This window comes from Bordetella trematum, from assembly GCF_900078335.1.
Lineage (GTDB): Bacteria > Pseudomonadota > Gammaproteobacteria > Burkholderiales > Burkholderiaceae_B > Bordetella > Bordetella trematum.
Genome location: NZ_FKBR01000045.1, coordinates 72,666 through 98,987, shown reverse-complemented (window position 1 = coordinate 98,987; position 26,322 = coordinate 72,666). Strand labels below are relative to the sequence as shown.

At 65.5% G+C, this 26,322-nt stretch carries 29 protein-coding genes and 1 tRNA gene; 14 read left to right on the top strand and 16 right to left on the bottom strand.

Annotated elements, in window-relative coordinates:
* Positions 1-40: 40 nt before the first annotated feature.
* Positions 41-634 (bottom strand): BPSL1445 family SYLF domain-containing lipoprotein, encoded by a 594-nt coding sequence (locus A7V84_RS16320; RefSeq protein ID WP_063492342.1) that lies wholly within the window; start codon positions 632-634, stop codon positions 41-43.
* A 242-nt stretch (positions 635-876) separates the two neighbouring features.
* Here A7V84_RS16320 and A7V84_RS16315 point away from each other — a divergent pair, with 242 nt between their 5' ends.
* From A7V84_RS16315 to betT, 3 genes are all read left to right on the top strand, one after another.
* Positions 877-1,347: an Lrp/AsnC family transcriptional regulator gene (locus A7V84_RS16315; RefSeq protein ID WP_025514751.1), complete on the top strand. Its 471-nt coding sequence runs from the start codon at positions 877-879 to the stop codon at positions 1,345-1,347.
* A gap of 87 nt (positions 1,348-1,434) precedes the next feature.
* Positions 1,435-1,713: a hypothetical protein gene (locus A7V84_RS16310; protein WP_025514750.1), complete on the top strand. Its 279-nt coding sequence runs from the start codon at positions 1,435-1,437 to the stop codon at positions 1,711-1,713.
* 160 nt (positions 1,714-1,873) lie between these two features.
* On the top strand, positions 1,874-3,832 hold the full coding sequence (gene betT, locus A7V84_RS16305; RefSeq protein WP_025514748.1) for a choline BCCT transporter BetT: 1,959 nt from the start codon (positions 1,874-1,876) through the stop codon (positions 3,830-3,832).
* A 70-nt stretch (positions 3,833-3,902) separates the two neighbouring features.
* On the opposite strand, the gene A7V84_RS16300 is transcribed toward betT, so the two are convergent.
* Entirely contained in the window at positions 3,903-4,856 is a 954-nt protein-coding gene (locus tag A7V84_RS16300; RefSeq protein WP_033534859.1) for an XdhC family protein, read from the bottom strand.
* A 105-nt stretch (positions 4,857-4,961) separates the two neighbouring features.
* On the opposite strand from A7V84_RS16300, the gene A7V84_RS16295 reads away from it, so the two are divergent.
* From A7V84_RS16295 to A7V84_RS16280, 4 genes are all read left to right on the top strand, one after another.
* The gene (locus tag A7V84_RS16295) at positions 4,962-5,594 is read left to right on the top strand and encodes a nucleotidyltransferase family protein (protein WP_025514746.1); all 633 of its coding nucleotides are present in this window, start codon (positions 4,962-4,964) and stop codon (positions 5,592-5,594) included.
* A 206-nt stretch (positions 5,595-5,800) separates the two neighbouring features.
* Positions 5,801-8,734 carry a xanthine dehydrogenase family protein molybdopterin-binding subunit gene (locus A7V84_RS16290; protein WP_025514745.1) on the top strand — a complete coding sequence of 978 codons (2,934 nt, stop codon included), beginning with the start codon at positions 5,801-5,803 and terminating at the stop codon, positions 8,732-8,734.
* Positions 8,731-9,276: a (2Fe-2S)-binding protein gene (locus tag A7V84_RS16285; protein ID WP_025514744.1), complete on the top strand. Its 546-nt coding sequence runs from the start codon at positions 8,731-8,733 to the stop codon at positions 9,274-9,276. The genes A7V84_RS16290 and A7V84_RS16285 overlap by 4 nt, the downstream gene beginning before the upstream one ends.
* Before the next feature lie 11 nt (positions 9,277-9,287).
* Positions 9,288-10,589 carry a cytochrome c gene (locus A7V84_RS16280; protein ID WP_025514743.1) on the top strand — a complete coding sequence of 434 codons (1,302 nt, stop codon included), beginning with the start codon at positions 9,288-9,290 and terminating at the stop codon, positions 10,587-10,589.
* 42 nt (positions 10,590-10,631) lie between these two features.
* Here A7V84_RS16280 and A7V84_RS16275 read toward each other — a convergent pair whose 3' ends face one another.
* A complete protein-coding gene (locus tag A7V84_RS16275) occupies positions 10,632-11,900 on the bottom strand; it encodes an MFS transporter (RefSeq protein ID WP_063940018.1) in 1,269 nt (422 codons plus the stop codon).
* Positions 11,901-12,052: 152 nt separating this feature from the next.
* Between A7V84_RS16275 and A7V84_RS16270 the strand changes: the two genes are divergently transcribed.
* The 5 genes from A7V84_RS16270 to A7V84_RS16250 all read left to right on the top strand — a co-directional run bounded on the left by A7V84_RS16270 (position 12,053) and on the right by A7V84_RS16250 (position 14,555).
* Positions 12,053-12,772 (top strand): ArsR/SmtB family transcription factor, encoded by a 720-nt coding sequence (locus tag A7V84_RS16270; protein WP_033534860.1) that lies wholly within the window; start codon positions 12,053-12,055, stop codon positions 12,770-12,772.
* A 114-nt stretch (positions 12,773-12,886) separates the two neighbouring features.
* On the top strand, positions 12,887-13,180 hold the full coding sequence (locus A7V84_RS16265) for a hypothetical protein (protein ID WP_025514736.1): 294 nt from the start codon (positions 12,887-12,889) through the stop codon (positions 13,178-13,180).
* A gap of 117 nt (positions 13,181-13,297) precedes the next feature.
* Positions 13,298-13,780 (top strand): nucleoside deaminase, encoded by a 483-nt coding sequence (locus A7V84_RS16260; protein ID WP_025514733.1) that lies wholly within the window; start codon positions 13,298-13,300, stop codon positions 13,778-13,780.
* Positions 13,781-13,931: 151 nt separating this feature from the next.
* On the top strand, positions 13,932-14,171 hold the full coding sequence (locus A7V84_RS16255; RefSeq protein WP_025514732.1) for a glycine zipper 2TM domain-containing protein: 240 nt from the start codon (positions 13,932-13,934) through the stop codon (positions 14,169-14,171).
* Positions 14,172-14,186: 15 nt separating this feature from the next.
* Positions 14,187-14,555, top strand: a complete 369-nt coding sequence (locus A7V84_RS16250) for an EF-hand domain-containing protein (protein ID WP_033534862.1) — start codon at positions 14,187-14,189, stop codon at positions 14,553-14,555.
* Between the two features lie 86 nt (positions 14,556-14,641).
* On the opposite strand, the gene A7V84_RS16245 is transcribed toward A7V84_RS16250, so the two are convergent.
* Entirely contained in the window at positions 14,642-15,577 is a 936-nt protein-coding gene (locus A7V84_RS16245; RefSeq protein WP_082833035.1) for a LysR family transcriptional regulator, read from the bottom strand.
* A gap of 151 nt (positions 15,578-15,728) precedes the next feature.
* On the opposite strand from A7V84_RS16245, the gene A7V84_RS16240 reads away from it, so the two are divergent.
* Positions 15,729-16,610: a PhzF family phenazine biosynthesis protein gene (locus A7V84_RS16240; RefSeq protein ID WP_063492344.1), complete on the top strand. Its 882-nt coding sequence runs from the start codon at positions 15,729-15,731 to the stop codon at positions 16,608-16,610.
* 19 nt (positions 16,611-16,629) lie between these two features.
* Here the strand turns inward: A7V84_RS16240 and A7V84_RS16235 are convergent, their stop codons facing one another.
* The 5 genes from A7V84_RS16235 to A7V84_RS16215 all read right to left on the bottom strand — a co-directional run bounded on the left by A7V84_RS16235 (position 16,630) and on the right by A7V84_RS16215 (position 19,976).
* Positions 16,630-16,950 carry a hypothetical protein gene (locus A7V84_RS16235; RefSeq protein ID WP_063492345.1) on the bottom strand — a complete coding sequence of 107 codons (321 nt, stop codon included), beginning with the start codon at positions 16,948-16,950 and terminating at the stop codon, positions 16,630-16,632.
* Between the two features lie 101 nt (positions 16,951-17,051).
* Entirely contained in the window at positions 17,052-17,504 is a 453-nt protein-coding gene (locus tag A7V84_RS16230; RefSeq protein WP_025514721.1) for a hypothetical protein, read from the bottom strand.
* Positions 17,505-17,690: 186 nt separating this feature from the next.
* Positions 17,691-18,356 carry a carboxymuconolactone decarboxylase family protein gene (locus tag A7V84_RS20840; protein ID WP_025514719.1) on the bottom strand — a complete coding sequence of 222 codons (666 nt, stop codon included), beginning with the start codon at positions 18,354-18,356 and terminating at the stop codon, positions 17,691-17,693.
* Positions 18,357-18,417: 61 nt separating this feature from the next.
* Complete coding sequence (locus A7V84_RS16220; protein ID WP_101605279.1) at positions 18,418-19,386, bottom strand: Bug family tripartite tricarboxylate transporter substrate binding protein; 969 nt, start codon at positions 19,384-19,386, stop codon at positions 18,418-18,420.
* A 251-nt stretch (positions 19,387-19,637) separates the two neighbouring features.
* Positions 19,638-19,976, bottom strand: coding sequence for a DUF6693 family protein (locus tag A7V84_RS16215; RefSeq protein ID WP_025514716.1), 339 nt, complete (start codon positions 19,974-19,976; stop codon positions 19,638-19,640).
* Between the two features lie 296 nt (positions 19,977-20,272).
* Here A7V84_RS16215 and A7V84_RS16210 point away from each other — a divergent pair, with 296 nt between their 5' ends.
* Positions 20,273-20,623, top strand: a complete 351-nt coding sequence (locus A7V84_RS16210) for a hypothetical protein (protein ID WP_063492347.1) — start codon at positions 20,273-20,275, stop codon at positions 20,621-20,623.
* Between the two features lie 248 nt (positions 20,624-20,871).
* Here A7V84_RS16210 and A7V84_RS16205 read toward each other — a convergent pair.
* The 7 genes from A7V84_RS16205 to rpmI all read right to left on the bottom strand — a co-directional run bounded on the left by A7V84_RS16205 (position 20,872) and on the right by rpmI (position 26,197).
* Positions 20,872-20,948 (bottom strand) — tRNA-Pro (locus tag A7V84_RS16205).
* Between the two features lie 352 nt (positions 20,949-21,300).
* On the bottom strand, positions 21,301-21,699 hold the full coding sequence (locus A7V84_RS16200; protein WP_063492348.1) for a MerR family transcriptional regulator: 399 nt from the start codon (positions 21,697-21,699) through the stop codon (positions 21,301-21,303).
* Between the two features lie 47 nt (positions 21,700-21,746).
* Positions 21,747-22,085, bottom strand: coding sequence for an integration host factor subunit alpha (locus A7V84_RS16195; RefSeq protein ID WP_033534916.1), 339 nt, complete (start codon positions 22,083-22,085; stop codon positions 21,747-21,749).
* 13 nt (positions 22,086-22,098) lie between these two features.
* Complete coding sequence (pheT, locus tag A7V84_RS16190; RefSeq protein WP_025514711.1) at positions 22,099-24,516, bottom strand: phenylalanine--tRNA ligase subunit beta; 2,418 nt, start codon at positions 24,514-24,516, stop codon at positions 22,099-22,101.
* A gap of 12 nt (positions 24,517-24,528) precedes the next feature.
* On the bottom strand, positions 24,529-25,551 hold the full coding sequence (gene pheS / locus A7V84_RS16185) for a phenylalanine--tRNA ligase subunit alpha (RefSeq protein WP_025514710.1): 1,023 nt from the start codon (positions 25,549-25,551) through the stop codon (positions 24,529-24,531).
* Positions 25,552-25,624: 73 nt separating this feature from the next.
* Positions 25,625-25,984 carry a 50S ribosomal protein L20 gene (gene rplT, locus A7V84_RS16180; protein WP_025514708.1) on the bottom strand — a complete coding sequence of 120 codons (360 nt, stop codon included), beginning with the start codon at positions 25,982-25,984 and terminating at the stop codon, positions 25,625-25,627.
* Between the two features lie 15 nt (positions 25,985-25,999).
* Positions 26,000-26,197 carry a 50S ribosomal protein L35 gene (gene rpmI, locus A7V84_RS16175; RefSeq protein WP_025514706.1) on the bottom strand — a complete coding sequence of 66 codons (198 nt, stop codon included), beginning with the start codon at positions 26,195-26,197 and terminating at the stop codon, positions 26,000-26,002.
* Between the last annotated feature and the right edge of the window lie 125 nt (positions 26,198-26,322).

Sequence of the window (26,322 nt, the reverse complement as noted above, 5' to 3'; positions counted from 1 at the left end):
CGTGCGCGAGGACCGCGCACGGCGAAATGCGAACAAACGATCAGAGATCCAGCTTGCTGATCTTGGCGCCTTCGAACGACACCCCGGCCGCCAGGCCGGCGTTGGTCAGCACAAAACCGACGACCGGCTTCTGCGCGCTAGCGGTGTCCACCCGGCCGTTGGCCCCCACCGTGGCCACTGCCACGGAGGCGTCCACGCCGGCGGTCCAGCCGTTGCTGTTGCGGAAGTTGTTGAGCGCATCTTCGGTCATGAAAAGCAGCACGATGGCCTGCGATTGCGCGCCGGCCTGAAAGCCGACCGAGCCGCCGGTATTGCTGTAGTACCCCACATCGCGACCGCCCACCTGAAGCACGCCCTTGCCATATTGCGCGCCGACGATGAAGCTGGCGCTGACGACCGACGGGAAAACCAGCACGCCCTTGGCCTGCTGCACCATCTGCTGAGAACCCGGCACCGCCTGATACAGACGCGACAGGGTATTGTCGGCTGCCGCGTTGATCTGCTGGCGCTGGCTCTCGGCCGACCCGCTGTCCTTGTGGGATGTCGCCGTGCAACCCGTAAACACCAGGCTGGCCAAGGCAACCGTTGCGACGGCCATACCGGCTCGACGCGCGCGCGTGAAGGGTTGAAACATGGAGGTTCTCCTTCCAAGTGAATGTCCCACCACAATAGCAAAAGGCCGCCCCGAGCAGAGAAAAAAAAGCGGCTCGCTTCCCTACAGGGTTAACAAAATGCAACCCGACGCCCCCCCGAGAGCACAGCCTGCCGGAAAACAACACTCGCCACACCATCTCCAGGCAAATACGTCCCGGACCGCGGCACTCCGCTACGATGACAGCATATTCACATGGTGTTTTATCGAATCGCAGCCCGGTCATGCCTGAAATCAATCTCGACGCCACCGACATCCGCATCCTGAACGAACTCCAGCGCGACGGACGCCTGTCGAATGTCGAGCTGGCGCAGCGCGTGAACCTCTCGCCTTCGCCCTGCCTGGCCCGGGTGCGCCGCCTGGAGTCCGAAGGCCTGATCGACCGGCGCGTGACCTTGCTCAATGCCCGCAAGCTGGGCCTGAAAGTCAACGTCTTCATCCAGATCTCGCTGGACAAGCAGCGCAAGGCCACCCTCGATGTCTTTGAACGCGAGATTGCGGTGCTGCCGGAAATCATGGAGTGCTACCTGATGTCGGGCGACGCCGATTATCTGGTACGCGCCCTGGTCGAGGATGTCGATGCGCTGGAACGTCTGATTGTCGAACGCATCACCCGGATTCCGGGCGTGGCCAGCATCCGCTCCAGCTTTGCGCTCAAGCAGGTGCTCTACACCACGGCTGTCCCGCTACGCTGAGCCACGGCCGGTCAGGCGTCTGGCCCGGCGGCCACACGCCTGCCACGCCGATCGCCTACACTGCGGTTTTCTCGCTTCGGACAAAACATGGAAAACCAGGAAATCCTCGTCGCGCTGGCCCAGGCGATCCAGGAAATGGCCGCCAAGACCGCCGCTGCCGACGCTGCCCTGCACTGTCTGATCCAGGCGCAGGACCCCGAGACCCAGGCACGCTTCGGTCCGGCCTTCGCCAAGATCGCTGCCGATCTGGTCCAGCCGCGCCCAGAGCGCCCGCTGACCGCGAACGCCCTGGGCCAGCTGACGCTTGCCGTCAACGCCTATCTCGAGGCCGCCGGCCACGCCCCTGTGGCGCAGCCGTCCGCCTGAGTCCCGTGCCGTCGGCTTGCTTGCGACCGGCCCGACCCTCCCCCGCCGCCCACGGCCGTCTGTTCGGCCGACAGCCGCCCTCTCCGGGCGGCTTTCGGCGTTGCCAACGACGCTGCCGCCGCGGTATTAATTGTTTCCCGCCCAACCCCGAGAAGGTCTTATGACGCAAAGTCCCCGCATCAAGATCATTCGCCCGGTCTTTTTCACCTCCGGCGCCGTCATTCTGGCGCTGGCCTTGTTCGCCGTGCTGGCGCCGGCCACCGCGCAAAGCACCTTCACCGCGGTGCAAGACTGGATTTTCACCAACGCCAGCTGGTTCTACATGCTGGCCGTCGGCGCCGTGCTTGTGTCCATGGTGCTGGTCGCGATCAGCCGTTATGGCGACATCAAACTCGGCCCCGACCATAGCCAACCCGACTACCGCGACCCGACGTGGTACGCCATGCTGTTCGCCGCCGGCATGGGCATCGGCCTGATGTTCTTCGGCGTGGCCGAGCCGGTGATGCACTTCCTGGATCCGCCACTGGGTGCCGGAGGCACGCCGGAAGCCGCCCGCGAAGCGATGAGCATCACCTTTTTCCATTGGGGGCTGCACGCCTGGGCCATCTATGCCGTGGTGGCGCTCATCCTGGCCTATTTCGCCTATCGCCACGGGCTGCCGCTCACCCTGCGCTCGGCGCTCTACCCCATCCTGGGCGACCGCATCTTCGGCCCGATCGGCCACGCGGTCGACATCTTCGCCATCATCGGTACGGTGCTGGGTGTCGCCACCTCGCTGGGCCTGGGCGTGACCCAGATCAACGCCGGCCTCAATTTCCTGTTCGACGTGCCGATCAGCATCCCTGTGCAGGTGATCCTGATCGTGGTGGCCTGCGGCCTGGCCACGTTGTCGGCGGCCAGCGGCGTAGACAAGGGCATTCGCATCCTGTCCGAAGCGAACATGGTGCTGGCCGTGCTGCTGGTGCTGTTCGTGCTGTTGCTGGGCCCCACGGTGTTCCTGCTGCAGGCCTTCGTCGAGAACGTGGGCGTCTACCTGTCCGGCATCGTCGGTCGCACCTTCAACCTGTATGCCTATGACCAGACCGACTGGATCGGCGGCTGGACGCTGTTCTATTGGGGCTGGTGGATCGCGTGGTCGCCTTTCGTCGGCGTGTTCATCGCCCGCATCTCGCGCGGGCGCAGCATCCGGCAGTTCATCGGCGGCATGCTGCTGGTGCCCTCGGGCTTCACGTTCTTCTGGATGACCGTCTTCGGCGACACCGCCATCTACCAGATCCTGACCGGCAGCGCGCCGGGCCTGGGTGACGCCGTGCGCAGCGACAGCACACTGGCGCTGTTCGTGTTCCTGGAGAATTTCCCCTGGACCTCGATGCTGTCCGCGTTCTGCGTGCTGATGGTGCTCATCTTCTTCGTCACCTCGGCCGACACAGGCGCGCTGGTGGTCGACATGCTCGCCTCCGGCGTCGACGACGCGCCGGTCTGGCAACGTGTGTTCTGGTCGATCCTGATGGGTGCGCTGGCGATCGCGCTCTTGCTGGCCGACGGCCTGCAGGCCTTGCAGACCGCCACCATCGCCAGCGCCCTGCCGTTCTCGGTGATCATCCTGGTGGCGCTATACGGCTTGCTCAAGGCGCTCAGGCTCGACAGCGCCAAGCGCAGGCTGCGCTATCGCCAGACCAGCCGCGGCGCGGTGCGCGCCCAGCCCGAATCCTGGCAGCGCCGCATCCGCAACATGGTGATGATGCCGCGCCGCGCCCACGTGCAGCGCTTCATTGCCGATGTGGTGCAGCCGGCCATGGCCGACGTAGCCGAGGGCCTGGGCAAGGAAGGCTATGCCTGCCGCGTGGAAGAAGGCGACGACGGCCAGCTCAGCCTGCACGTGGCGCACGGCGAGCACCTGGACTTTGCCTACTCCGTCATTCCGGTCGCAGTGGTGCGCCCCAGCCTCACGCCCGAAGAAGCCGAAAACGAGGAAGAGCGCCGCTACTTCCGCGCCGAGGTGCACCTGGGCGAAGGCGGGCAGGACTACGACATCATGGGCTGGAGCCGTGCCGAAGTGATCGGCGACATCCTCGACCAGTACGAGCGTCACCGCCACTACCTGCACGTCGTCAGCTGAACCGGGCACGCTCCCGAAGCAGGCCGCCGTTTCCCCTCACCGGGCCGGCGGCCTGTCTTTTGCCGGGAGATCAGCGCAACGTGCTGGCCCCGCCATTGCGCACGCTCACCAGTTCCGCGGCAATCGCCACCGCAATCTCGGCCGGCGTGCGGCTGGCTATCGGCAGCCCGACCGGGCCGTGCAGCCGGGCGATCTCATCGACGCTCAGATCAAAGAGGGCCAGGCGCTCCCTGCGCTTGCGCTGATTGGCGCGCGAACCCAGCGCCCCGACATAGAACGCCGGCGATTTCAAAGCCTCCAGCAGCGCCATATCGTCCAGCTTGGGGTCGTGCGTGACGGCAACGATGGCCGTACGCGCGTCGGCGCGGATATCCAGCACGGCATCATCCGGCATCAGCGTCAGGGGCGTGATGGCAGTGGTGTCCCAGCCGGCGAACGCCTGCTCGCGCGGATCACAGACCAGCACATGAAAATCCAGCGAACGCGCAATGGCTGCCAGCACCAGCGCCGTCTGGTTGGCGCCGATGATCAGCAAACGCCAGCGCGGCCCATAGATATTGTTGAAATGCCGCCCCTGCAGACAGGGTTCGTCGCCGGCCAGGGCCGGGCGCAACACGCTGACCCCGCTGTCCAGATCCAGACTGCGCAGCACGAGCTGGTGCTGGCGGATCGTCTGGAGCACCGGCTGCAGCCATTGCGCGCCGTTCAGGGGCTCGCAGACGAGTTCCAGCGTGCCTCCGCAGGGCAGGCCAAAGCGCATGGCTTCATCCTGGGTCACGCCATACGTCAACCGCGACGGGGTGGCGGGCAAATGCCCCTTGCGGGCACGCTGGGCCAGGTCATCTTCGACGCAGCCGCCCGACACGGACCCGGCATGGCGCCCGTCGCCGCGAATGGCCAGCAAGGCGCCGGGCTGGCGCGGTGCCGACCCCCAGGTCTGGACCACCGTCAGCAGGTGCACCACATGGCCCTGCGCCACCCAGTCGCATGCCTGCTGCAGAACATCTTGCTCCAGTGCATTCATGAGTTGCTCTTTTCCGGAACCAAGCACACGCCGCCATCGCCACCCGACCAAGCCGGGCCAACCGCCCGCGGCGCAAAAAGGGGCGGCCAACTATACACTACGCTCATGCCGTCCTATTCCCCCCTGCCCGACCCGGCCGCGTGCGCGCCTGCGGTCGCCATCCTGCTGGCCGCCGGCCAGGGTGCGCGCTATGCCGCGCAGGCCCGCGGCGCCGACAAGCTGATGGCCCGCCTGCCGGATGGCCGCCCGGTGGCCGCCGCCAGCGCCGCGACCTTGCGCACGGCGGTGGGCGAGGTGCTGGCCGTGCTGCGTCCGGGTCGCGACACGCTGGCCGACGTCCTGCGCGAACAGGGATGCGAGATCCTGGTGGCCGAGGCCGCCACGCAAGGCATGGGCGCCAGTCTGGCGGCTGCCGCGCGCCACCTGCTGAGCCGCCATGGCCACGCCGCTGCGCCTGCCGTGCTGGTGGCCTTGGCCGACATGCCCTGGATCCGGCCCGCCACCTGCCAGGCGCTGCTGCGCGCCTGCGCGCCCGGGCAGATCGCTGCCGCCAGCCATCAGGGCAGGCGGGGCCACCCGGTCGCGTTTCCCGCAGCCTGTTTGCCGGAGCTGGCCGCGCTGGGCGGCGACACCGGCGCGCGCGCGCTGCTGCAGCGCCACGGCTGCCTTGAGCTGGAACTCGATGACCCGGGGGTGTTGCGCGACATTGACATTCCTTGTGATATCCCCGCTGCCTGAGCTCCCCTGATCACGTAATTCCGACTTACAATTAGGGCCATTGACCCCGAATTTTGACGTGTCCGTCTTCCGACACGGTGTTCGGCGGTCTTCAGATGATCGTCCCGCTTGCTCGTACCGATCAGGTTGCTTTGCGTGGCCGATAGCTGGCCTGCCTGTGTTGGCGTGCTTTCCGGGGCTGCTTTACGACAGGGAGGGAAACCCACATGGTTGCAGGAGTTTCACGGCGCGACTTCATCAAGCTGGGGACATTCGGCGGGATTACCGTCATGTTCGGCCGCTTGCCCGTCGCCCAGGCCACCGAAGTGCATTCCGGCCAACACCCGACCGACTGGCTCGCTGCCGACGGCAAGGTGCGTTACCGCTGGGACGCCATCCGCAAAGTGACCGGCGACAAGGTCTTCGCGCGCGACTTCCGCGCCAAGGATCTGCCCGGCTGGACCGCCGAGCAGTCGCATGCGTTTTTCATCAAGGCCACCGACGTCGAACGTGCCTTCGACGACATCGATCTCTCGCTGCTGGGCCCGGACCTGCAGCCCGATCGTGTGCTGCGCCACGAGGACCTGGCGCGCGATGGTGTGGCGGTGCCTCAACCTGCCGATCTTGGCTTCGAGTTCTACGGCAAGAACTTCCTGCTGCCCAAGGGCGAGACCGCCCCGCTTTACGGCCATCCCGTGGCCCTGCTGATCTATCACGACTTCGACCGCTTCGAAGCGGCCAAGCGCAAGCTGCGTTTCGCTCCCGAGGCCGTGCGTTACGGCGCGGTCACGGGCCTGCGGCCGCCGCCCAACTACGGCGCGGCGCGCTACGTACGTGTCGCTGGCGCCACGCCCGCCGATCCCCCCGAGTTCTCGCCCATGCAGGACGCAGTGATCTGGGGCAACTTCGATGGCGACACCCCCACCTGGCCCGACGCGGACCCCAAGGGCATGTTCGTGCCCCGCTCGGTGCTGCTGCCGCATCGCGGCGGCGGCGGCGTGCGCGACGCGCGCCAGGTCGCTCACGAGACCTACGAGCCGATGAAGCGCGGCATGGCCGCGGCCGCCGTCATCGCCCAGGACATCGAAGCCGCGCGCCAGAATCCGGAAAAACTGGTGCTGGAGCGCCAGGCCTTTTCGCAATCCATCGACCCCTGTGCGATGGAGCCGGACAACGGCAATGCCTGGTATGACGCCAAGACGCGCACGCTGCACATCCTGATCGCCGCGCAATCGCCCTATGAAGTGGCGCGCGTGGCCGCCTTCATGGTCAAGGACAACAAGCGCTTCCCGGTCGAGAAAATCGAGTTGCTCTCGGGCACCACCGTGGGCTATGGATCCAAGGACCACTCGATCTTCCCGTTCTACACCATTGCAGCCTGTTTCTACGGCGATGGCCGCGCCGTGCGCATCGCCAACGACCGCTACGAGCAATTCCAGCTCGGCATGAAGCGCCACTCCATCGAGATGGATGTCACGCTGGTGGCCGACCGCGCCACCGGCCGCTTCGAGATCATCAAGGGCTTCTACAACTGCAACGGCGGCGGCCGCGCCAACTTCTCGTTCTCGGTCGCCCAGGTCGCGGCGACGGCGGCGCAATCGATCTACTACTTTCCCAAATCGGATATGTCCACAGCGGCGATCGCCTCGGCCGCCGTCGAGGCGGGCTCGATGCGTGGCTACGGCACCATTCAGGGCATGTCCATCACCGAACTGCTGGTTGACGAAGCCGCCGACCTGCTCAAGCTGGACCCGATCGAATTGCGCCTGCGCAATGCCCTGCGCCCGGGCGAACCCAACACCCAGGGCGCAGTGCAGCTGGGTGATCCGCGCAATGTCGAGATGCTCAAGCGCGCCGCGGCGCATCCGCTGTGGGTCGGGCGCGACCGCGCCAAGGCCGCCTATGACGCCGCCAACCCGGGCCGTCGCTATGGCGTGGGCTTCGCCCAGGTGCAGAAAGACTATGGCACCGGCGCCGACACCAGCGCACTGGTGCTGGAATTCGACGCCCAGGGCAAGGTCACCATGCGCCACTGCGTGCAGGAGATCGGCACCGGCGCGACCACCGCGCAGCAGGTCATGGTGCGTCGCATCCTGGGCAAGGCCCCCGATGTGGCCATCTTCGGCGAAACCGACTTCCCGCAGCTGCCGCTGGTCAGCAACTGGGAGCCCTTCACCATCACTCAGGAAAAGCAGGACGAGCTGTCCAAGAACCCGTTCTGGGTGCCCTTCATCCTGCCGGCCATGAGCGCATCCAACAGCGTCTATTTCATTGGTTTCGGCACCCGCCAGGCAGCGCAGTTCCTGTTCGAGAACACCATCTGGCCGGCCGCGCGCGCCATCTGGAGCAGCGGCCCGGCCGGCGGACAGCTGGCCAGCGGCTACATGACGGCGGCAGATCTGCGTGTCACGCCGGAAGGCATCGGCGGCGGTGGCATGTCGCCGCTGAGTTTCGAGCAGGTCGCACGCAAGGCCCACGAAATGGGCCTGGTCACCGGCGTGGCCGTGCACTGCTTCAGCCGCTGGGAGTGGGCCCGCGCCGAGTTCGACATTCCGGGCGTAGGCCGGCGCAAGCTGCCTGTCGACGCCCTGGCGGTGCGCTACGGCGATGGCGCGCCGGCTGAGCTGCGGGCGCGCATGGATACCGGCGGCTATGACTACATCAAGCGCAGCAGCGTGGATTTCCCGCCGGCACAACGCAACAACGCCGGCGTGACGACCTACACGCCGGCGGCCTGTATCGTGGAGCTGAACGTCAACACCTTCACCGGCGAAGTCGAGATCATGCGCCACCACAGCCTGCTGGATCCCGGCAACGTGATCGTGCCCGAGCTCGTGTCTGGCCAGCAGCAAGGCGGTATTGCGATGGGCATCGGCCATGCCCTCATGGAGGAACTGCCGCTGTATGGCGACGGCCCCGGCAACGGTACCTGGAACTTCAACCGCTACACGCTGCCGCGCGCCAAGGACGTGGCCGTCTGGACCCAGACCGCCGAATACCTCGAACCGCTGAGCGAGAGCTCCCCACCCAAGGGACTGGCCGAAGTGGTCATGATCCCCGTGGTGGCCGCCACCGGCAACGCCATCACCCACGCCATCGGCAAGCGCTTCTACCGCCTTCCCGTGACTCCGGACAAGATCAAAAAGGCTTTGACGACATGAGCATCGAAAAACGGCCCCTGACCCTGACGATCAACGGCAAGAAAATCGGCCCCGTGGAGGTGCCGGTCGGCATGCCCATGATCGACTTCCTGCACGAGCATCTCAACCTGACCGGCACGCACTTCGGTTGCGGCCAGGGCATCTGCCACGCCTGTACGATCATGGAGGTGCAGCCCGATGGCAGCACCTCCGAAAGCCGCACCTGCATCTTCGATGCGCACTTCTTCAACGGCAAGACCATCGTCACCATCGAAGGCCAGGCCAAGCGCGACCCGGCCGGCAAGGTCATCTCGATCACGCCGGTCCAGCAGGCTTTCATCGATCATTTCTCCTTCCAGTGCGGCTACTGCACCTCGGGCTTCGTGGCCGCCGCCACCGTGTTCATCGACGGCCTCAAACGCCAGCCCGTGACCCGCGCCGGCCTTGAGCCTGCCATCGAAGCCGCGCTCAACGACCATATCTGCCGCTGCACCGGCTATGTGCGCTACTACGAAGCGGTCAAGGCTGTCGCGCTGTCGACGCCCGGCTGCGTCGTGGGTTGAAGGAGGCATCCATGAAAAAAAGCCACCGTTTCCGCAACACCCTGCTGGTCATCGTGGTCCTGGGCATCGTGCTGGCGATTGCCGTGCTGCTGGGAGCCTTTCGCTCCTCGCGCGTGGCGCCCGGCGTAGACACGCCCCTGTCGTCCGATCAGATGCAGCAGCTGCTGCCACGCGGACGCGAGCTGGCCCTGGCAGGAGACTGCTTCGGCTGCCATTCCAAGCCCCAGGGGCCGCGCGCCGCGGGCGGCGTGCCCATCGCTACCCCTTTCGGCACGCTGCACTCCACCAACATCACGCCCGACACCACCTACGGCATCGGTCAGTACACGCGCGCAGACTTCCACCGCGTGCTGCGTGACGGCATTGCCCCCGGCGGGCGCAATCTCTATCCGGCCATGCCTTTCGTGTTCACGCAGATCACGCGGCCGCAAGACATCGACGCGCTCTATGCCTACATCATGAGTCTGCCGCCGGTCGCCGAGCCCAACGTCGCCAACACGGGGGTCTTCACGCTGCCGGTGCGGCCCTTCATGAACTTCTGGGCCCTGCTCGAGTTCCCCGAGCGCACTGCGCCGCAACAGGCCGGGCGCTCCGAGCAATGGCTGCGCGGCGGCTACCTGGTCGAAGGGCTGGCGCACTGTGCGGCCTGCCATACGCCGCGCAATGCCCTCATGGGCGTGGATTTCTCGCGCCATCTGCAAGGTGGCGACAAGATCGATGGCGTCGTCGTGCCGGACATCACGCCCAACACCCTGGCCCAACGCGGCTTCGATGTCGAATCGCTCACGCGCTACCTGCGTACCGGCTTGTCGGCCCAGGGCACGTCGTTTGCGGGCATGCATACCGTCACGCACTTCTCCACCAGCCAGATGGAGCCGGCCGATGTGCAGTCGATGGCAACCTATCTGCTGACGGCCAAGGATGGCAAGATCCCCGAGCCTTCGCCACCGCCCGCCCCGCTGCCACAGGCTTCGCAGGGCGACCTGCAACCGGGTCGCTGGGCCTATATGTCGGCCTGCGCCGGCTGCCATGGCGCCGAAGGCAAGGGCATTCCCAACGTGGCCCCGGCGATGCTGGGCAACGCCATGCTGGCCATGGACAGCCCGGACAACCTCATCACCGTGGTGCTGCACGGCATCGAGACCCAGACCTTCCCCAACGGCCAACGCATGTACGCCATGCCCGGCTTTGCGGGGCGCCTGAGCAGCGAAGAGATCGCCTCCCTGGCAACGTGGGCCCGCGCCCAGTGGGGTGGCCAGAGTCAGCCGGTCAGCGCCCGGCAGGTCGAGCAGCTGATGCCCGGCGCGAAGTAGGCGCCACCGGGGCGCGCGCCCGGCGTGCGCCCCGTTTCCTCTTCACACTGTGCCAGCCGCGCGCTTGCGACCTGCCAGCATCACGCCGGCAGCCAGCAGCTGGATCCCGATCCCTGCCATGAACAGGGAGGCCGGCAGCCCCGCCGCCCCATCTGCGCCCGGCAGCACGCCAAAGAGCGCCGGCGCAAACGCATAAGTGCCCTGGCCGATCGCCACGATCAATGCCACCACCCGCGCCACATCCCCGGCGGCGAACTCCGCCTGCGCAATCAGGGGAGGAATCGAGGTCGCGTTGCCGATCCCGCCGCCGAGCAGCATCATGCCCAGCACGATCAGGACGGGCTGCTGCCCCGCCGACAGCAGCAACAGCGCCACGCCCACCGCCTGCACCAGATAGCTGCCTGCCCCGGCGGCGCGCCGGCTCGCGCCCCGCTGCATGGCCCAGCTCGATACATAGCGCCCCAGCATCGCGCACAAGGTAGCCAGGCCCATCAAAGCGCCCATGCGCTGCGCGCCGATGCTTGGCGCGAACAGGTGAAAGCTGTGCGCCAGCAGGCCGATCTGCGCAAACAGCCCGATGGCCATGCCGGCGGCCAGCGTCACGAATGCCCGGTCGCGCCACAACGCCCGCCCCGGCAACGGCGCCCGCGCCGACGCGCCGGCCGCCCCGCGCGCCACCGACGCCAGCGCGCCGCCATCACGCTGCTGCCCCAGGCTGGCCGGCGTGTGCACCAGCACGCGGCGCGCCAGGAACAGCACTACCCCGACCATCGTCAGGCCGACCACCGCTGCTGCGCCCGGAAAACCCAGCGCGCCGATCAGGACGACCCACAAGGGAGACAGCACCACGCCGCCCATGCTGGCGCCGTTATAGGCCTTGCTGAGCGCCATGGGGCGCTGCCGGTCATACCAGGTGGCCACGATGGTATTGATGGCCACCGCTCCCATGCCTACCCAGCCGCATCCGGTCGCCAGGGCAGCCACAAAAAGTTGCCAGGGCTGGCCCGCTACCGCCCAGCCCCACACCCCCAGCGCGGCCAGCACGCTGCCCAGGATAGTGACCGTCGGCAGGCCCAGCCGCGCATACAGCCGCGGCAGATTGGCGTTGACCAGCGCGCCGATCAGAAAGTGCACGGTCACCGCCGCCGACACCAGGCCCAGCGCCCAGCCGCTGCGGGCGCTGACCTGAGCCAGATAGATGGGCGGCCCGTAGAAGCCCACGCCCCACCCCAGCAAGGCCAGCACGAAAGCGGAGCGCGTCGCCCAGACGCCAAAAAAAGGGGGCCGCGCAACGGCCTGGACAAACTTCATTGTGAGTATCCCTGGAGCCGGGCCACGCCCGTCGGAAAAAAGGTGGACCCGCGGCATTGTGGCCCCCTCCCCGACCCAATGCTACGCCACAGGCCGTAGCATGGGCGCGTGGCCCTTGCCATAATGACCGTGTCATCGACAGGAGCGCCTTCATGCTGAGCATCGCCGACTTTGCCCACACAGCTTCCCTGCTTGGCGATCTGGCCCGCGCGAGCATGCTCACCGCGCTGATGGACGGACGCGCGCGCAGCGCCGCCGAACTGGCGCGCATCGCAGGCATTGCGCCCCAGACCGCCAGCGCGCACCTGGCCAACCTGGTCGAGGCCGGCCTGTTGCTGCGCGAACATCAGGGCCGCCACCGCTATCACCGGCTGGCCTCGCCCGCGGTCGCTCACCTGATCGAAAGCCTGATGGCCCTGTCCAGCGATCCCGACGCCCCCCGGCGCAAGCTGCCGCAATGTGGCCCGCGCGACCCGGCGCTGCGCTATGCGCGCAGTTGCTATGACCATCTGGCCGGCGAAGTGGCCGTGGCCATCAGCGACCGACTGATCGCACTCGGCCACCTCGAACTCACCCATGACGGCGGCCTGCTCACCGCCAGCGGCGAACAGATGCTGCGCACGCTGGGCGTGGATATCGACGCCGCGCGCCAGGGCAGCCAGCGCCGATCCGGGCGCGCCTTCTGCCGTCCCTGCCTGGACTGGAGCGAGCGCCGTCCCCATCTGGCCGGCGCGCTGGGCGCGTCACTGCTGCGTTGCTGCCTCGAAAAAGACTGGCTGCGCCGCCGCCCCGACAGCCGCGTCATCAGCCTGACGCCCACCGGGCGACAGGCGCTGCAGCAGGCTTTCGGCCTTGCGTTGCTGCGCGACTGAGCCGCCCGGGGCAACGATCGATTTGTTCCCTCCGGGCGATTTCCCTATAGTGTCGCCCTGTCTCCCGGCGTCAGGTCCCCTGACGCCGCCCTCCCCCGAACCCGGAATGCCCTCATGACCTCGACCCCTTCTTCCCAAGCCATCGCCAGCCTGGACAGCGAGCCTAAAGTCGCCCTTTCGCACGCGCTGGGCGACATGGCCCTGAATGCGGCCCACATCGCCCTGTTCGCGATGCGCCAGAAAAACCCCGAAGAAACGCTGGGCGTGATGGACGACGTGGCGGACTCGGTGCTGCAGTACCTCGTCAAGGAACTCGGCTGGCCCGCTGACATGAAAGCCAACGCCAAGGCGCGCATGACACAGACCCTGCAAATGGCCCTGGCCGTTTCCAAGGGCGCCAAGCGCTGACGCCGCGGGCGGATCACCCCTGGCCCGCCAACGCTCTGCAACGAGTATGCTGTTGCGGCGGACACACCGTCCGCAACCTGCGCCCGCCCCCCGCAGAAATACGCAAAGGAGCCTGACGTGATCACCACCCAAGACCGCCACCATCTGGGTCGCTGCCTGGAACTGGCCCGCCTGGCGCTGGACCACGGCGACGAACCCTTCGGTTCCGTATTGGCCGGCCCCGATGGCGAAGTCCTTTTCGAGGACCGCAACCGCATCGCAGGCGGCGACGCCACGCAACATCCCGAGTTCGCCATCGCCCGCTGGGCCGCCGAGCACCTCACGCCCGCGCAGCGCGCGGCCTGTACCGTGTACACCTCCGGCGAACACTGCCCCATGTGTTCGGCCGCCCATGGGTGGGTCGGCCTGGGCCGCATCGTCTACGTCGCCTCGGCCGCCCAATATGCCCGCTGGATGCAGGAATGGGGGCAAGCCCCCGGCCCGGTGAAAGCGCTCTCCATCAACGAAGTCGCCCCCGATATCGCCGTGACGGGACCGGTCTCCGAATTCACCGAGCAGATCAAGAACCTGCACCACCAGAGCTTGCAACGCCGCCGCTGAGGCCCGGCGCAAAAACCTGTCCGGCATCAAGCGATGCCGCAACGGCACTTCCCTCGCGCAGACAGCCGGTTTATCCTGCTGACAGCAAGGTTAATCACCCACAGGCAGCCTGCATAATTGCCGCAACACTTGTTCTACGGAGCACAAAATCATGAAAAGAGCATTGGTGACAGCCGTCATATCCTCCGGACTGCTGGTCCTGGCAGGTTGCCAGGGCATGGGCGGCCCGAAGGCCGAATCCGAATTCGACTGTATTGCCGGCACCGTTGGCGGTGCCGTGGTCGGCGGCCTGCTGGGCAGCATGGTCGGCGGCGGCACCGGCAAGACGATCGCCACCGTGGCGGGCGCTGGCGCCGGCAGCTATGCCGGCAACCGTATCGGCTGCAAATAAGAAGGAATGGCAACCATGAAAAAAACCCGCCTCGCCCTGGCACTGGCCCTGTCCCTGACCTTCAGCGCCGGTATCGCCCAGGCCCAGACAGCCTCCAAGCCCTACTTTGACGAGCAGGTCTACAACCAGATCGACACCAACAAGGACGGCAAGATCAGCCGCGAAGAGTATCGCGTCTTCATGGAAGATGCGTTCAACAAGCTCAACGCCAGCCAGAACGGCAAGCTGACCCGCCCCGAGACCGCCAAGGTGTTCACCGACAGCGAGTTCGATCTGGTCGACACCAACAAGGATGGCGTCATCACGCGCGAAGAATTCATGACCGCCGTCATGAACGACTTCGACCGCCAGGACCGCAACGGCGACGGCTACCTGATCCGCTGAACGCCCTGCGCCACCCGACCGCCTCTGAAGAGGCGGTTTTTTTTCGTCCCCTGGCGGGCCGCACAGACCGCAAGCACCGCGCCCGTTCAAAGCTCGCGCGACCAGGGCGGCCCGGCGGCGAACACCCGCTCCATCCAGACCTTGAAGGCCAGCACCTTCTGCGGCGGAAACTTGAGGCTGGGCCGCAGCAGATAGATGGCAGAAGCCGTATCGAAGGTCCAATCGGCCAGCACGCGACGCAGCCGTCCCTGGTGCAGATCCTGCGCGACCAGCCAGTTGCTGGACCCCAGAATGCCCAGCCCCAGGCGCGCAGCTTGCAGCAGCGCCTCGCCGTCATTGCTGATGAAACAGCCCGGCGCGCGCACCACCTCGGTCTCGCCGGCCCGGGAAAAATGCAGCGCGGGATAGTGCTTCAGGCCGCTGTGGCCCAGCAGCCTGTGCCCGGCCAGCGCCGACGGCCGGTCAGGCTCGCCATAACGCGCCAGATAGGCCGGTGCGGCACAGAGAATGCGCCGGTGATCGCACAGCCGCGTGGCCACCAGGCTGCTGTCGGGCAAGGCCCCGACACGGATGCAGACATCAAAGCCGCCGGCGATCACATCGACATAGGCGTCAGAGTACTCGGCGTTCACCGTGATGGCCGGATGCGCCTGGGCGAACTGCGCCACCGGTCCGGCCAGCCACAAGCGGCCCAGCGATCCCGGCAGAGCCAGGCGCAGTACCCCGCGCGCCTGGCTGGCATGGCGGCTCATTTCCTGTTCGGCATCCTCCAGGATCCGGGCCGCCTCGCGCACACGCTCCAGGTACATCAGGCCCGCCTCGGTGAGCTTGATGCGGCGGGTCGAGCGGGCGATGAGACGAATGCCCAGGCGCCCTTCCAGCGCCGCCATGCGCTTGGACATGATGGAAGGATGACGCCCCAGACGCAAAGCCGCCTCGGCAAAGGAGCCGGTCTCCGCGATGGCGATGAAAGCGGACAGCTCGTCCGAATGCTGATTACCGAATATTGGCGAGATTTGCATACGCCCCCCTGCCGGCAAATATATCAAGCCGGAGCCCGGGAGCATGCATCACAGACCTGCACCGCGTGCAGCAATGCAATGGCGCTTTCTTGCTAGATTGCCGCTCTCGCCGGCAAGACGCCGGCGCATCCGGCCAACCGAGGAAACGCCCATGCAGGTTCCATTCAAACAAGTTGACGTATTCACCGCGGTTCCCTATCAAGGCAATCCGGTCGCCGTGGTCCTGGACGCCAGGAGCCTGACGACCGGACAGATGCAAGCCATCGCAAGCTGGACCAATCTGTCGGAGACCACCTTCGTGTTGCCTCCCACGACGCCCGAGGCGGACTATCAGCTGCGGATTTTCACGCCCCGATCGGAGCTGCCCTTCGGCGGCCACCCGACCCTGGGCTCGGTGCACGCCCTGCTGGAGGCAGACCTGTGCCGTTTGCGCGAAGGCAAACTGGTTCAGGAGTGTGGAGTCGGCCTGGTAACCCTGCACGTGCAGCAAAGCGGCGACCGGCGCACCATCTACTTCGATTTGCCGGCGCCCGCCCATACACGGCTGCCGGCCGATGCGCAGGCTCAGGTCCACGCAGTGCTGGGCCTACCGCAGGACGCGAACCTGTCGGCCGGCATCGTCGACGTCGGCCCGGTGTTCATCGTGGTCCAATTGCCCGACGCGGCGCAGGTCCTGGCCCTGACTCCGGACATGCCGGCGCTCGCGGCGCTCAGCGCGCAGCGCGGCGTGCTCGGCATCGTGGCCTTTGGCGCCTACCTTGGCGATGGTCCGGCCACCATCGAGTCGCGCGCCTTTTTCCCGGCGGCAGGCATTCCGGAAGACCCGGTCTGCGGCAGCGGCAACGGCGCCATCGCCGCGTTCATCCGGCATACCGGTCAGGCGGGCGCCTTCGGCGAGCGCTACACCAGCCGCCAGGGCAGCCGTATCGGGCGCGCCGGCAGACTGTCGCTGGTGTTCCAGGCCGATGGGGGGATTCAGGTCGGAGGGCAGTCGGTCACGTGCCTGGACGGGCACATCCGCTTGCCCGACTGAGCCTTTGCCCGAACGCGCCTCAACGCGGTTCTGCGCAGGCTGGCAGGGCCGACAGCGGCGTCGTGCTGTCGGTCAGGCCGGCGTGGCTGCTGGGCACGCCATTCATGGTGGCGCTGCCGGTCAGATCGACGCGGTGCATGCGGCGCCCGCCATCGGACATGTCACGGCAGGTCCAGCCCTTGGTGCCCTGCAGGTCGGCTTCGTTGTCTTTCTGGATCTGGCGCAGCTTGGCCAGGGCGTCCTGCATCTCCAGCGTGGATGCTGCGGTGCCGCCGCCCGTGGCCGCTACCGACGCTGCGCCGGACAAGACCAACAGCAAACCCAAAACAATGCGTTTCATGGAAATACGGCTTCCGGATTGAACCAACAGTAAGAGATATATTCTGCCGCCTGCGCAAACAGGTCAAGCGCGGGCGGTGCATGCACCACCCCGCATCAGGGTCAACCCTGCTGTGGCGCGGCCATGGCGCGCATCACGCGGGCGAACTCTTCCGCACCGTTGTTGAGCATGCGCAGATAGCGCAGGAACAAGGCGCTGCTCATCTGCGGCTGCCCTGCGGTCAGCAGAAACTCGATCGTCGCAGCCATATTGGTGTTGTCGGGCGTGGCGTGGACCTTGACCCCCTTGCAGTGACTGTTGACAAAGGAAATCGCCTGCAAGGCCCCGGCCAGCTCGGCGTCATTCTCGATGGGCCAGAAATTGGGAAACAACAGGCGCACGAAATCCACATCGTCGGCATCGGCGATCAGGATGTAGTTGCGACCGTCGAACTTGAAGATCAGGTCAGACGTCTGCGCCTGCTCATCCCACTGCACCTGGCCCCGGTTGATCCCCTCCTCATCGAGCAGAGACTGGAAAAACTGGGTCAAACCTTCGGCGACTTCGCGGCTCATGCGGATACTCCATGGAAAATGCGGGCGGAGTGCCGGGACGCGCGCGGCAGAATCGCCTGACCAGGCCCCTGTTGCGCTGCTTCCCGACACGATGGCCGACAAAATACCAGAAAGCCGCTAAGCCCATTTGCGCCGGCGCGCACGTAACCGTCACAAAACATGATTCCGCGCAGGCCGGCGCGTATTTCAGCCCAGCGCCGCCCACTCCAGCACCGTCGCCTCGTAGCGCGCAGCGATGGCGATATGTACCGCATCGGCGATCTGCTGCTCGGTCGCGCCGACCTCCTTGGCCTTGTTGCCGTGCACCTCCAGGCAATAGACGCACTGCGTGACCGTGGCGATCGCGATGGCGATCATTTCGTATTCCAGCGGCGTGATCACACTATGCGTCTGACGCGCCGTGGTCAGCCTTGCCATGGCGTCGAACGCCTTGGGGCTGGCCTTGCGCAGTTTGGTCATGTATTCCCGATCACGGGCGATCTGGGAGCGGGTACCCGCCTCCGCGGCTCCGGGCTGGTCCCCTTCCATCAGCTTGAAAACCAACCGGCCATAGGCGATGGCCGCACCGCTGCGCAAATGGCTGGCCGCGTTGACCGCGCCGGCGATGTCGGCAGCCGTGGCGCGCTCCTCGGCCAGGCGACGGGCCTCGCGCGCCAGCGGCGCACTGGGGATGGCCAGCGCCACCGCCAACCGCACCATCGCGTAGAGACGGGGGCTGAGCGATTCCTCGGCGGATTCGCGCACCGCGTGAGCGTAGTCCTGATAAACGCCGAACAACTCGGGCGCGTGATCCAGCAGGGTTTCGGGAATGGCCACGGCCGCAATGCGGTCCGACAGGGATTCAACAGTCATGCAATGTCACCTGAATGAAAAAGTTGGCGTAATCGGCCCCCGTTGCCGGGGGTGGATGAACTCACTCGGTCTTCAACTGGCTGGTTTTGATGATGTCCTGCATGACCTGGGCGCTGTGCTGCACAAACTCCCGCGTCTCGCCCGGCGAGAGCACATTGGGCATGCCGCCGAAGTTCTCATTGCCCGCCAGCCACTTCGGATTCTTCGCCAGCGTCTGCAGCACCTCGGCCCACTGCTGCACCACAGCCGGCTCCATGCCCGGCGGCCCATAGAGCGCGCTCCAACCCTGCATGGATTCCAGATCGGGATAGCCGGCCTCCCTTGCGGTCACCGCCGACGGAAAGCGATCCAGGCGTTTCTGGGTGGTCACCAGAATCGGCCGCAGGCGGCCGGCATTGATATTGCCCATCAACGAACTGAGATTGCCACAGGAGAAATCCACCTCCCGGCTCAACACCGCCATCGCCGCCTCGCCGCCTCCCTTGTAGGCAACATTGATGGCGGCATCAGGCCCCAGCCCCAGCAAGCCGAAAAGCAGCTGCGGCGTCAGATTCGGTATCGTTGCCACCCCCGGATGGCTGTAGGCCAGGCTCCCGGGCCGGGAGCGCAGGGCTTGCACCAGATCATTGAACTCCTTGTAGTCGCTTTCCGGATGCACCACACAGACGATGGGGTTCGACTCCAGCATGCCGATGAACGTGAAATCATCCCAGCGATACGGCGTGGTCGATGGCTGCAGGGCGGGCAGCAGGATCTGCGGGCCGACACGAGCCAGCAGCAAGGTATGCCCATCCGGCTTGGCGTTCTTCACGAACTGCGAACCGATGACGCCGTTGGCGCCCCCCCGGTTCATGACCACCAGCGGCTTGCTGAAACTTGCCTGGGCGCTGGCAGCGAGATTGCGCGCCGACTGATCCGCATCCCCTCCGGCCGAGAAAGGCACGATGATCTCGACCGGCACGGCCGGGTAGTTGCTGGCCGCCACGCTGCTGCCGTGCGCGGCGCACAGCGTCATCAGGGCGGTGAACATCGGCAAAGCAATCCGGCTTCGAAATGCCTGCTGCATATCGGGTCTCCTTGGTTTTCGATGTTGCTGGGAATGCCGTTTGCAACTGCGCAAGCGGCACAGAGCCGACTGGCAAAAACTACCGAAGACCATTCGGTCCACGCCTCAATCTACGGACACTGCGGCTCACATCCAAATGAATATTTGTTCAAGGCGCGCATGCAAAACGCCGCCCGCAGGCGGCGTCATCGTGCAGCAAGGCATCCGCCCGGAGATCAGCCAGTGAAACGCTCCACCACGGTGTGATCCATGCAGTGGGCATTGATCTTGTAGAGAAAAATGAAATAGCCGATGCCCAAGGTCACGATGGAAATCAACGTCCAGATGACGACATTGCCGATAATGCTGGCGAAATCTATCGTGCATACCAGGCGGCCCGTGCGGCGGCCGCCCTGGTCGATCATCACCGTACGATTGATGATGAACTTCTGCATGTAGTAGGGGAATACAAACACAGCCAGACCGAAGGTCACCAGCGTGAGCAGAATCCAGACAATGCCATTGCCAATGATGTCTCCGACCGTCAATTCCGATTTCAAGCGTTCCTGCACCATGTTTTCGCTCCTGTGATGCCCATCATGCCGCTGGCTGCGCCGCCCCGCCCGCCGGCATGATCCGGGCGGCCGGGCTGGCTGTCCATCGCAGGCCGTCACTGCACCATACTCGCCGCCGCAGCACAAGCGCAGGCCTGGCGGCTTTCGTATTTGTCAGGGTGCTGCGCCGATGCCGCGCTGCCGCGGCCGAGGGGACCAGACACCTGCGATGACAACGCCAGGACCGGGCCTGTAGAATCCAGCAGCCCGCCCTGCTTGGCAGGCCAGGAAAACACCGCCCCCGGACTCCCCACCCAATGCTCAAAAAGCTGCCTTCCATCGCCCTCTTCGGCAGTCTCACCCTGAGCCTGGCGAACCTCATCGCTGCCATCCTGGGCCTGGCCCCGGCGCTGGCCTGGGCCACAGGATGGAATGCGCCAGCCATCGTCGCCATCCCTCTGGCCATCGCCGCTTATGGGTGGCTGATCATTTCATGGGTCAATTCGCTGATGAGCAATCGCGCCGGCACCGTGATTTATGCCCTGAACATTCTCCTGGCGCCCTTTGGCTATGCCCACGCGGGCCTGCCCTATCTGCTCGGTCTGGCGCTCGCGCTGTCCCCCGTGCCGTTCTACGTCGGTCTCAAGAACGCTTCCAACCGGACCTGACGCCTCGGCAGGCGCGCAGCCCGCAAGGCTGCGCCTGGCCTGCGAGAGCCAAACGTGTCGGGCCGCCACACCGCCCGATGCCGACGCCGGATCGCAGACAGGAAACACGGGCCATGGCATGCCGCCATAGCCGGGAAACGAGCGGCAAAAGGAAACCGAACCGGAATAAAAAACGGCGCCCAGAAAAAACGGCACCGCAAAAGGAAACGGAGCCAGTGATTTGCATCACTGGCTCCGTTTGGTCTTTCTGGTCGGGACGGCGGGATTCGAACTCGCGACCCCTTGCACCCCATGCAAGTGCGCTACCAGGCTGCGCTACGCCCCGAAAGAGAAAGAAAGTATAGCAGAACAATTTTCGGGTTGCACGCTGTTTTCCGGTTTTTTTCTTGGAAAACGCATTTATTTTGGCTCTCTGCTCAAAAATCGTGCAACTTTCATCGCCTGGACGGCTATTTTGCGCAAAATTTGCGCAAAATCATGTGAAACGTTTTCCCGCCGCATCAAAAACAGGGGCCCGATCCGCAACCTTGCGCGGCAGCTTATCAACAAAAGAAGGCGCGCGCCCCGCGCAACGGATCCGCCCTCCCCTTTTTTTCGGGCGCCCATCTGAAACCATGTGCCGGAAAAGACAAACCCCGCGACGAGCGCGGGGTTTGTCGGCCGGCAACAGGCGGCGGTCAGGCGCTGGCCGGGCTGCCGATGGCCTGGGCCAGCATGGCCGAGATATCGTCCAGCTCGTTGCGCAGGGACTGCAGCTCGGCCGGCGACAGACGCACGGCGGCTTCTGCGCTGTCCTGCGGGTTGTCGCGGGCATCGCCCAGACGGTTGCGCGCGCCGCTGATGGTGAAGCCCTGCTCATACAGCAGCGAACGAATGCGACGTATCAGCAGCACTTCATGATGCTGATAATAGCGGCGGTTACCGCGCCGCTTGACCGGCTTGAGCTGGGTGAATTCCTGTTCCCAGTAGCGCAACACGTGCGGCTTGACGCCGCACAACTCGCTGACTTCACCGATGGTGAAATAGCGCTTGGCAGGAATGGGCGGAAGCGTAGCAGTGGTTTCAGGTTTCGTCATGGATGGATTCTATGCCGCGTGACGACGGCCGACCGTTAACAAGCGTATCACGCCGCCGGCTCGTCATCGTCAGTGCTGGCGGCGTTGCCGCTGTGCTCGACGATGCTCTTGAGCTTCTGACTGGCATGGAAGGTGACCACACGCCTTGCGGCAATGGGAATGGTCTCGCCGGTTTTGGGATTGCGTCCGGGACGCGGGGGTTTGTCCCGGACCTGGAAGTTGCCAAAGCCCGAGAGCTTGACGGAGTCGCCACGAGCCAGGGCTTCGCGGATTTCTTCGAAGAAGGTATCCACGATGTCCTTGGCTTCGCGCTTGTTCAGCCCCACCCGCTCAAAGAGCAGCTCGGCCAGTTCGGCCTTGGTGAGCGTACGCGGTTCGGCAAGCATAGCGACCCCTTGTTCAAACCCGTTGGCGCGCGCCATGCGCGCTGACCAGGGCTTCCTTGACGCGATTGACGCACTCGGAAACACGCGCCTCGTCGAGCGTGGCGGCAGTGTCCTGCAGCCAGAAACGGAAGGCGAGGCTCTTCTCCGGCCGGGCGGGATCCGCCTGCTGCTTGTCGCGCCAGACGTCAAAGAGACGGACATCCTGCACCACAGACAATTGCGGGTCCTGGCGCACGGTTTGAGCAATGGTATCGAGCATTGCCTGCGCCGTCACGCTCTCGGCCACCCAGAGCGCCAGATCGCGCTGCACCACGGGCTGGCGCGAAATCTCGCGCACGTCTGGCAACTCGCCATCGCACAGGGCGTCGACGTCCAGCTCGAAGACCACAGGCGCGTGCGCCAGATCGGCCTGACGGGCCCATTGCGGATGGAGCTCGCCGATCCAGCCGACCGCGCGGCCCTCCAGTTCGATGCGCGCCGAACGCCCCGGGTGCAGCGCCGGATGGCTGTCGGCCACGAAACGCAATTGCGCGGCACGCTTGCCGAACAAGGCCTCGACGTCCATCTTCACATCGAAAAAGTCGACCTGACGGGTGGGCTGGCCCCATTGCTCTTCAGCGGCAGGCCCCCAGGCGGCAGCGGCGAGTTTGAGCGGCTGGCGCACGCCAGCCACCTGCAAGGGGCCATCGGCACATTGCGCATCGCGCTGGAACACCCGGCCCAGCTCGAACAACCGGACCCGCGACTGCTTGTGGTTGGCGTTATGGCGGATGATGGCCACCAGGCCGGCGATCAGGCTCGAACGCATCACCGACATGTGGCTGGCGATGGGATTGAGCAGGCGCACCGGATCGGTATTGCCCGCATAGTCACGCTCCCAGTCGGCCTCCACGAAGCTGTAGTTGACCACTTCCTGGTAGTCCCTGGCGGCGACTTCGCGGCGCAGGGCGTGCTGGCCGCGACGCACCTCGGGCGTGGCGTGCATGGCTGCGCGAGCCACCGGCGGATGGGTCGGAATGCGCTCGAAGCCGTAGATGCGCGCCACTTCCTCGATGAGGTCTTCCTCGATGACGAGGTCGAAGCGATAGGAAGGCGGCGTGACGATGAAGTCATCGCCCTCCTGCGTGAAGGGCAGGCCCAGGCGGGTGAAGATCTGGGCCACCTCGTCGCGGCTGACCGCCACGCCCAGCACCCGATGGCAACGCGCCAGGCGCATGCGCACCGGTTCGCGCTTGGGCAGGTTGATGATCTGGTCATCGACCGGGCCGGCCTGGCCGCCGCAGATCTCGAGGATCAGGGCGGTGATGATTTCCAGGTGCTCGGGAATGTTGCCGAAATCCACGCCACGCTCAAAACGATGGCTGGCTTCGGAGCTGAACTTGAAGCGACGCGCGCGCCCGGCGATGGCTTCGGGCCACCAGAAGGCGGCTTCGAGATAGATGTTCTGCGTGTCCAGCGTCACCGAGGTAGCCTCGCCACCCATGATGCCGGCCAGGCTTTCGACGATTTCGCCGGCGGCGATCACGCCGACTTTTTCATCCAGCGACACGGTGGTGCCGCTGAGCAATTCGAGCCGCTCACCGGCGCGCGCCCAGCGCACCGTCAGGTCGCCCTGCACCTTGTCCAGGTCGAACACGTGCGTGGGGCGGCCCAGCTCCAGCATGACGTAGTTGGAAATATCCACCAACGCCGACAGCGAGCGCTGCCCGGCACGCTCCAGGCGCGTCTTCATCCACTCGGGCGTGGCTGCGCGCGCGTTCACGCCGCGGATCACGCGCCCGGCGAAACGCCCGCACAGATCCGGCGCCTGCACATGCACGGCCAGGCGGTCGTCGATCTGCACCGGCACGGCCGGCACCTGGGGCGACTTCAGCGCAGCGCCGGTCAGCGCAGCCACCTCGCGCGCCACGCCGTACAGCGACAGGCAGTCGGCACGGTTGGGCGTGAGCTTGAGTTCGATCAGGGTGTCGTTCAGGTCCAGGGCCTGGCGGATATCGGTGCCGGGCACGAAATCGGCCGGCAACTCCAGCAGGCCGCCATGGTCTTCGGACAGACCCAGCTCGCGGGCCGAGCACAACATGCCCGAGGACACCACGCCGCGCATCTTGGCGGTGCCGATCTTCATGCCGCCGGGCAGTTCGGCCCCCACACGCGCCAACGGCACCACCAGGCCGGCGGCCGCGTTCGGTGCGCCACAAACGATCTGCAGCAGTTCGCCGCTGCCGTCATCGACCTTGCACACGCGCAGCTTGTCGGCGTCCGGGTGGGGCGCGATCTCGGCAATGCGGGCGACTACCACGCCGCTGAAAGGCGGTGCGGCGGGCTTGGTTTCTTCGACTTCCAGCCCCGCCATGGTGAGCTGATGCGCAAGTTCATCGGTATCGATGGCCGGATTGACCAGCGAGCGCAGCCAGGATTCGGAAAATTGCATGATCTGCCGTGTTTATTCGTTGAACTGGCGCAGGAAGCGCAAATCGCCTTCGTAGAACTGACGCAGGTCATTGACCCCATAGCGCAGCATGGTCAGGCGTTCCAGGCCCGACCCGAAGGCAAAGCCGATGTAGCGCTCCGGATCCAGGCCGAAATTGCGCACCACCTGCGGGTGCACCTGGCCCGAGCCGGAGATTTCCAGCCAGCGGCCACGGTTGGGGCCGGAGGTGAACATCATGTCGATCTCGGCCGACGGCTCCGTGAACGGGAAGAACGAGGGGCGGAAACGCACCACCAGATCGTCGCTTTCAAAGAAGCAGCGCAGGAAGTCCGTATAGACCCCCTTGAGATCGGCAAACGAAATGTCTTCGGCAATCCACAGGCCTTCGACCTGGTGGAACATCGGAGAGTGGGTCGCGTCGCTGTCGACGCGATAGGTGCGCCCCGGCGCGATCACCTTGATGGGCGGCTTGTGCATGCGGGCGTAACGCACCTGCATGGGGCTGGTGTGCGTGCGCAGCAGCAGCGGCAGGCCTTCGCTGTCTTTCATATCGACATAGAAGGTATCCTGCATGGACCGCGCCGGATGGTCCAGCGGATTGTTCAGCGCGGTGAAATTGGTCCAATCGTTTTCGACTTCGGGGCCGTCGGCCACGTCAAAGCCGATGGAGCGGAAGATGGCTTCCACGCGCTCCCAGGTCCGGATGACCGGATGGATGCCGCCGGCGGCGCGGCCTCGGCCGGGCAGCGTGACATCGATGGTTTCCGAGGCCAGCCGGGCGTTCAGCTCGGCCTGCGCGAGCTCGGCTCGGCGGGCATTGAGCAGTTCCTCGACCTTCTGCTTGGCCTGGTTGATGCGGGCGCCGGCTTCACGCTTGGCGGCCGGATCGAGTTGCGCCAGGCCCTTGAGCAGCACCGTCAGGGCGCCCTCTTTGCCTAGAAATCGTGCCTTGGCATTTTCCAGCGCTGCCGCATCGGTGGCGGCGGCGAATCGTTCTTGCGCCTGGGAAATCAGGTCGTCAACCGGTAGAGTCATGAAAGTCAGCCTTCAAAACGCAAACGGGGCCCAACGAGCCCCGTTTGCAGCGATCCGCGATGCGTAAGCGTGATCAGGCAGCCAACGCAGCCTTGGCTTGTTGCACGATGGCGGCAAAACCCGCCTTGTCGTGCACGGCCAGATCGGCCAGCACCTTGCGGTCGAGTTCGATCGAAGCCTTCTTCAGGCCGGCGATGAACACGCTGTAGCTCATGCCCTGTTCACGCACGGCGGCGTTGATACGGGTGATCCACAGAGCGCGGAAGGTGCGCTTCTTGTTGCGGCGATCGCGGTAGGCATATTGCCCGGCGCGCATGACCGCCTGCTTGGCGATGCGGAATACGTTGCCACGACGGCCACGGTAACCCTTGGCGGCGGCGATGACTTTCTTGTGACGGGCGCGGGCGGTAACACCACGTTTAACGCGAGGCATATTGAATCTCCCTTATCAAGCGAACGGCATCATCGCCTTGACGGAGGCGATGTCGGAGTCGTGAACCGCCGTCGAACCGCGCAGCTGGCGCTTGTTCTTGGTGGTCTTCTTGGTCAGGATGTGACGCTTGAACGCCTGACCACGCTTGATGGAGCCGCTGCCGCGGACCTTAAAGCGCTTGGCAGCGCTTTTCTTGGTCTTCATCTTGGGCATGATGAGTCCTAAAACAGGTTGTTGATATACATGGCAACAGGTGATCTAGCCGCCCAAGAGGATCTGGCATCAATACTTACGGACCCGCGCCAATTCTATTTTCCCTCCGGCACCCGGAAGACCAA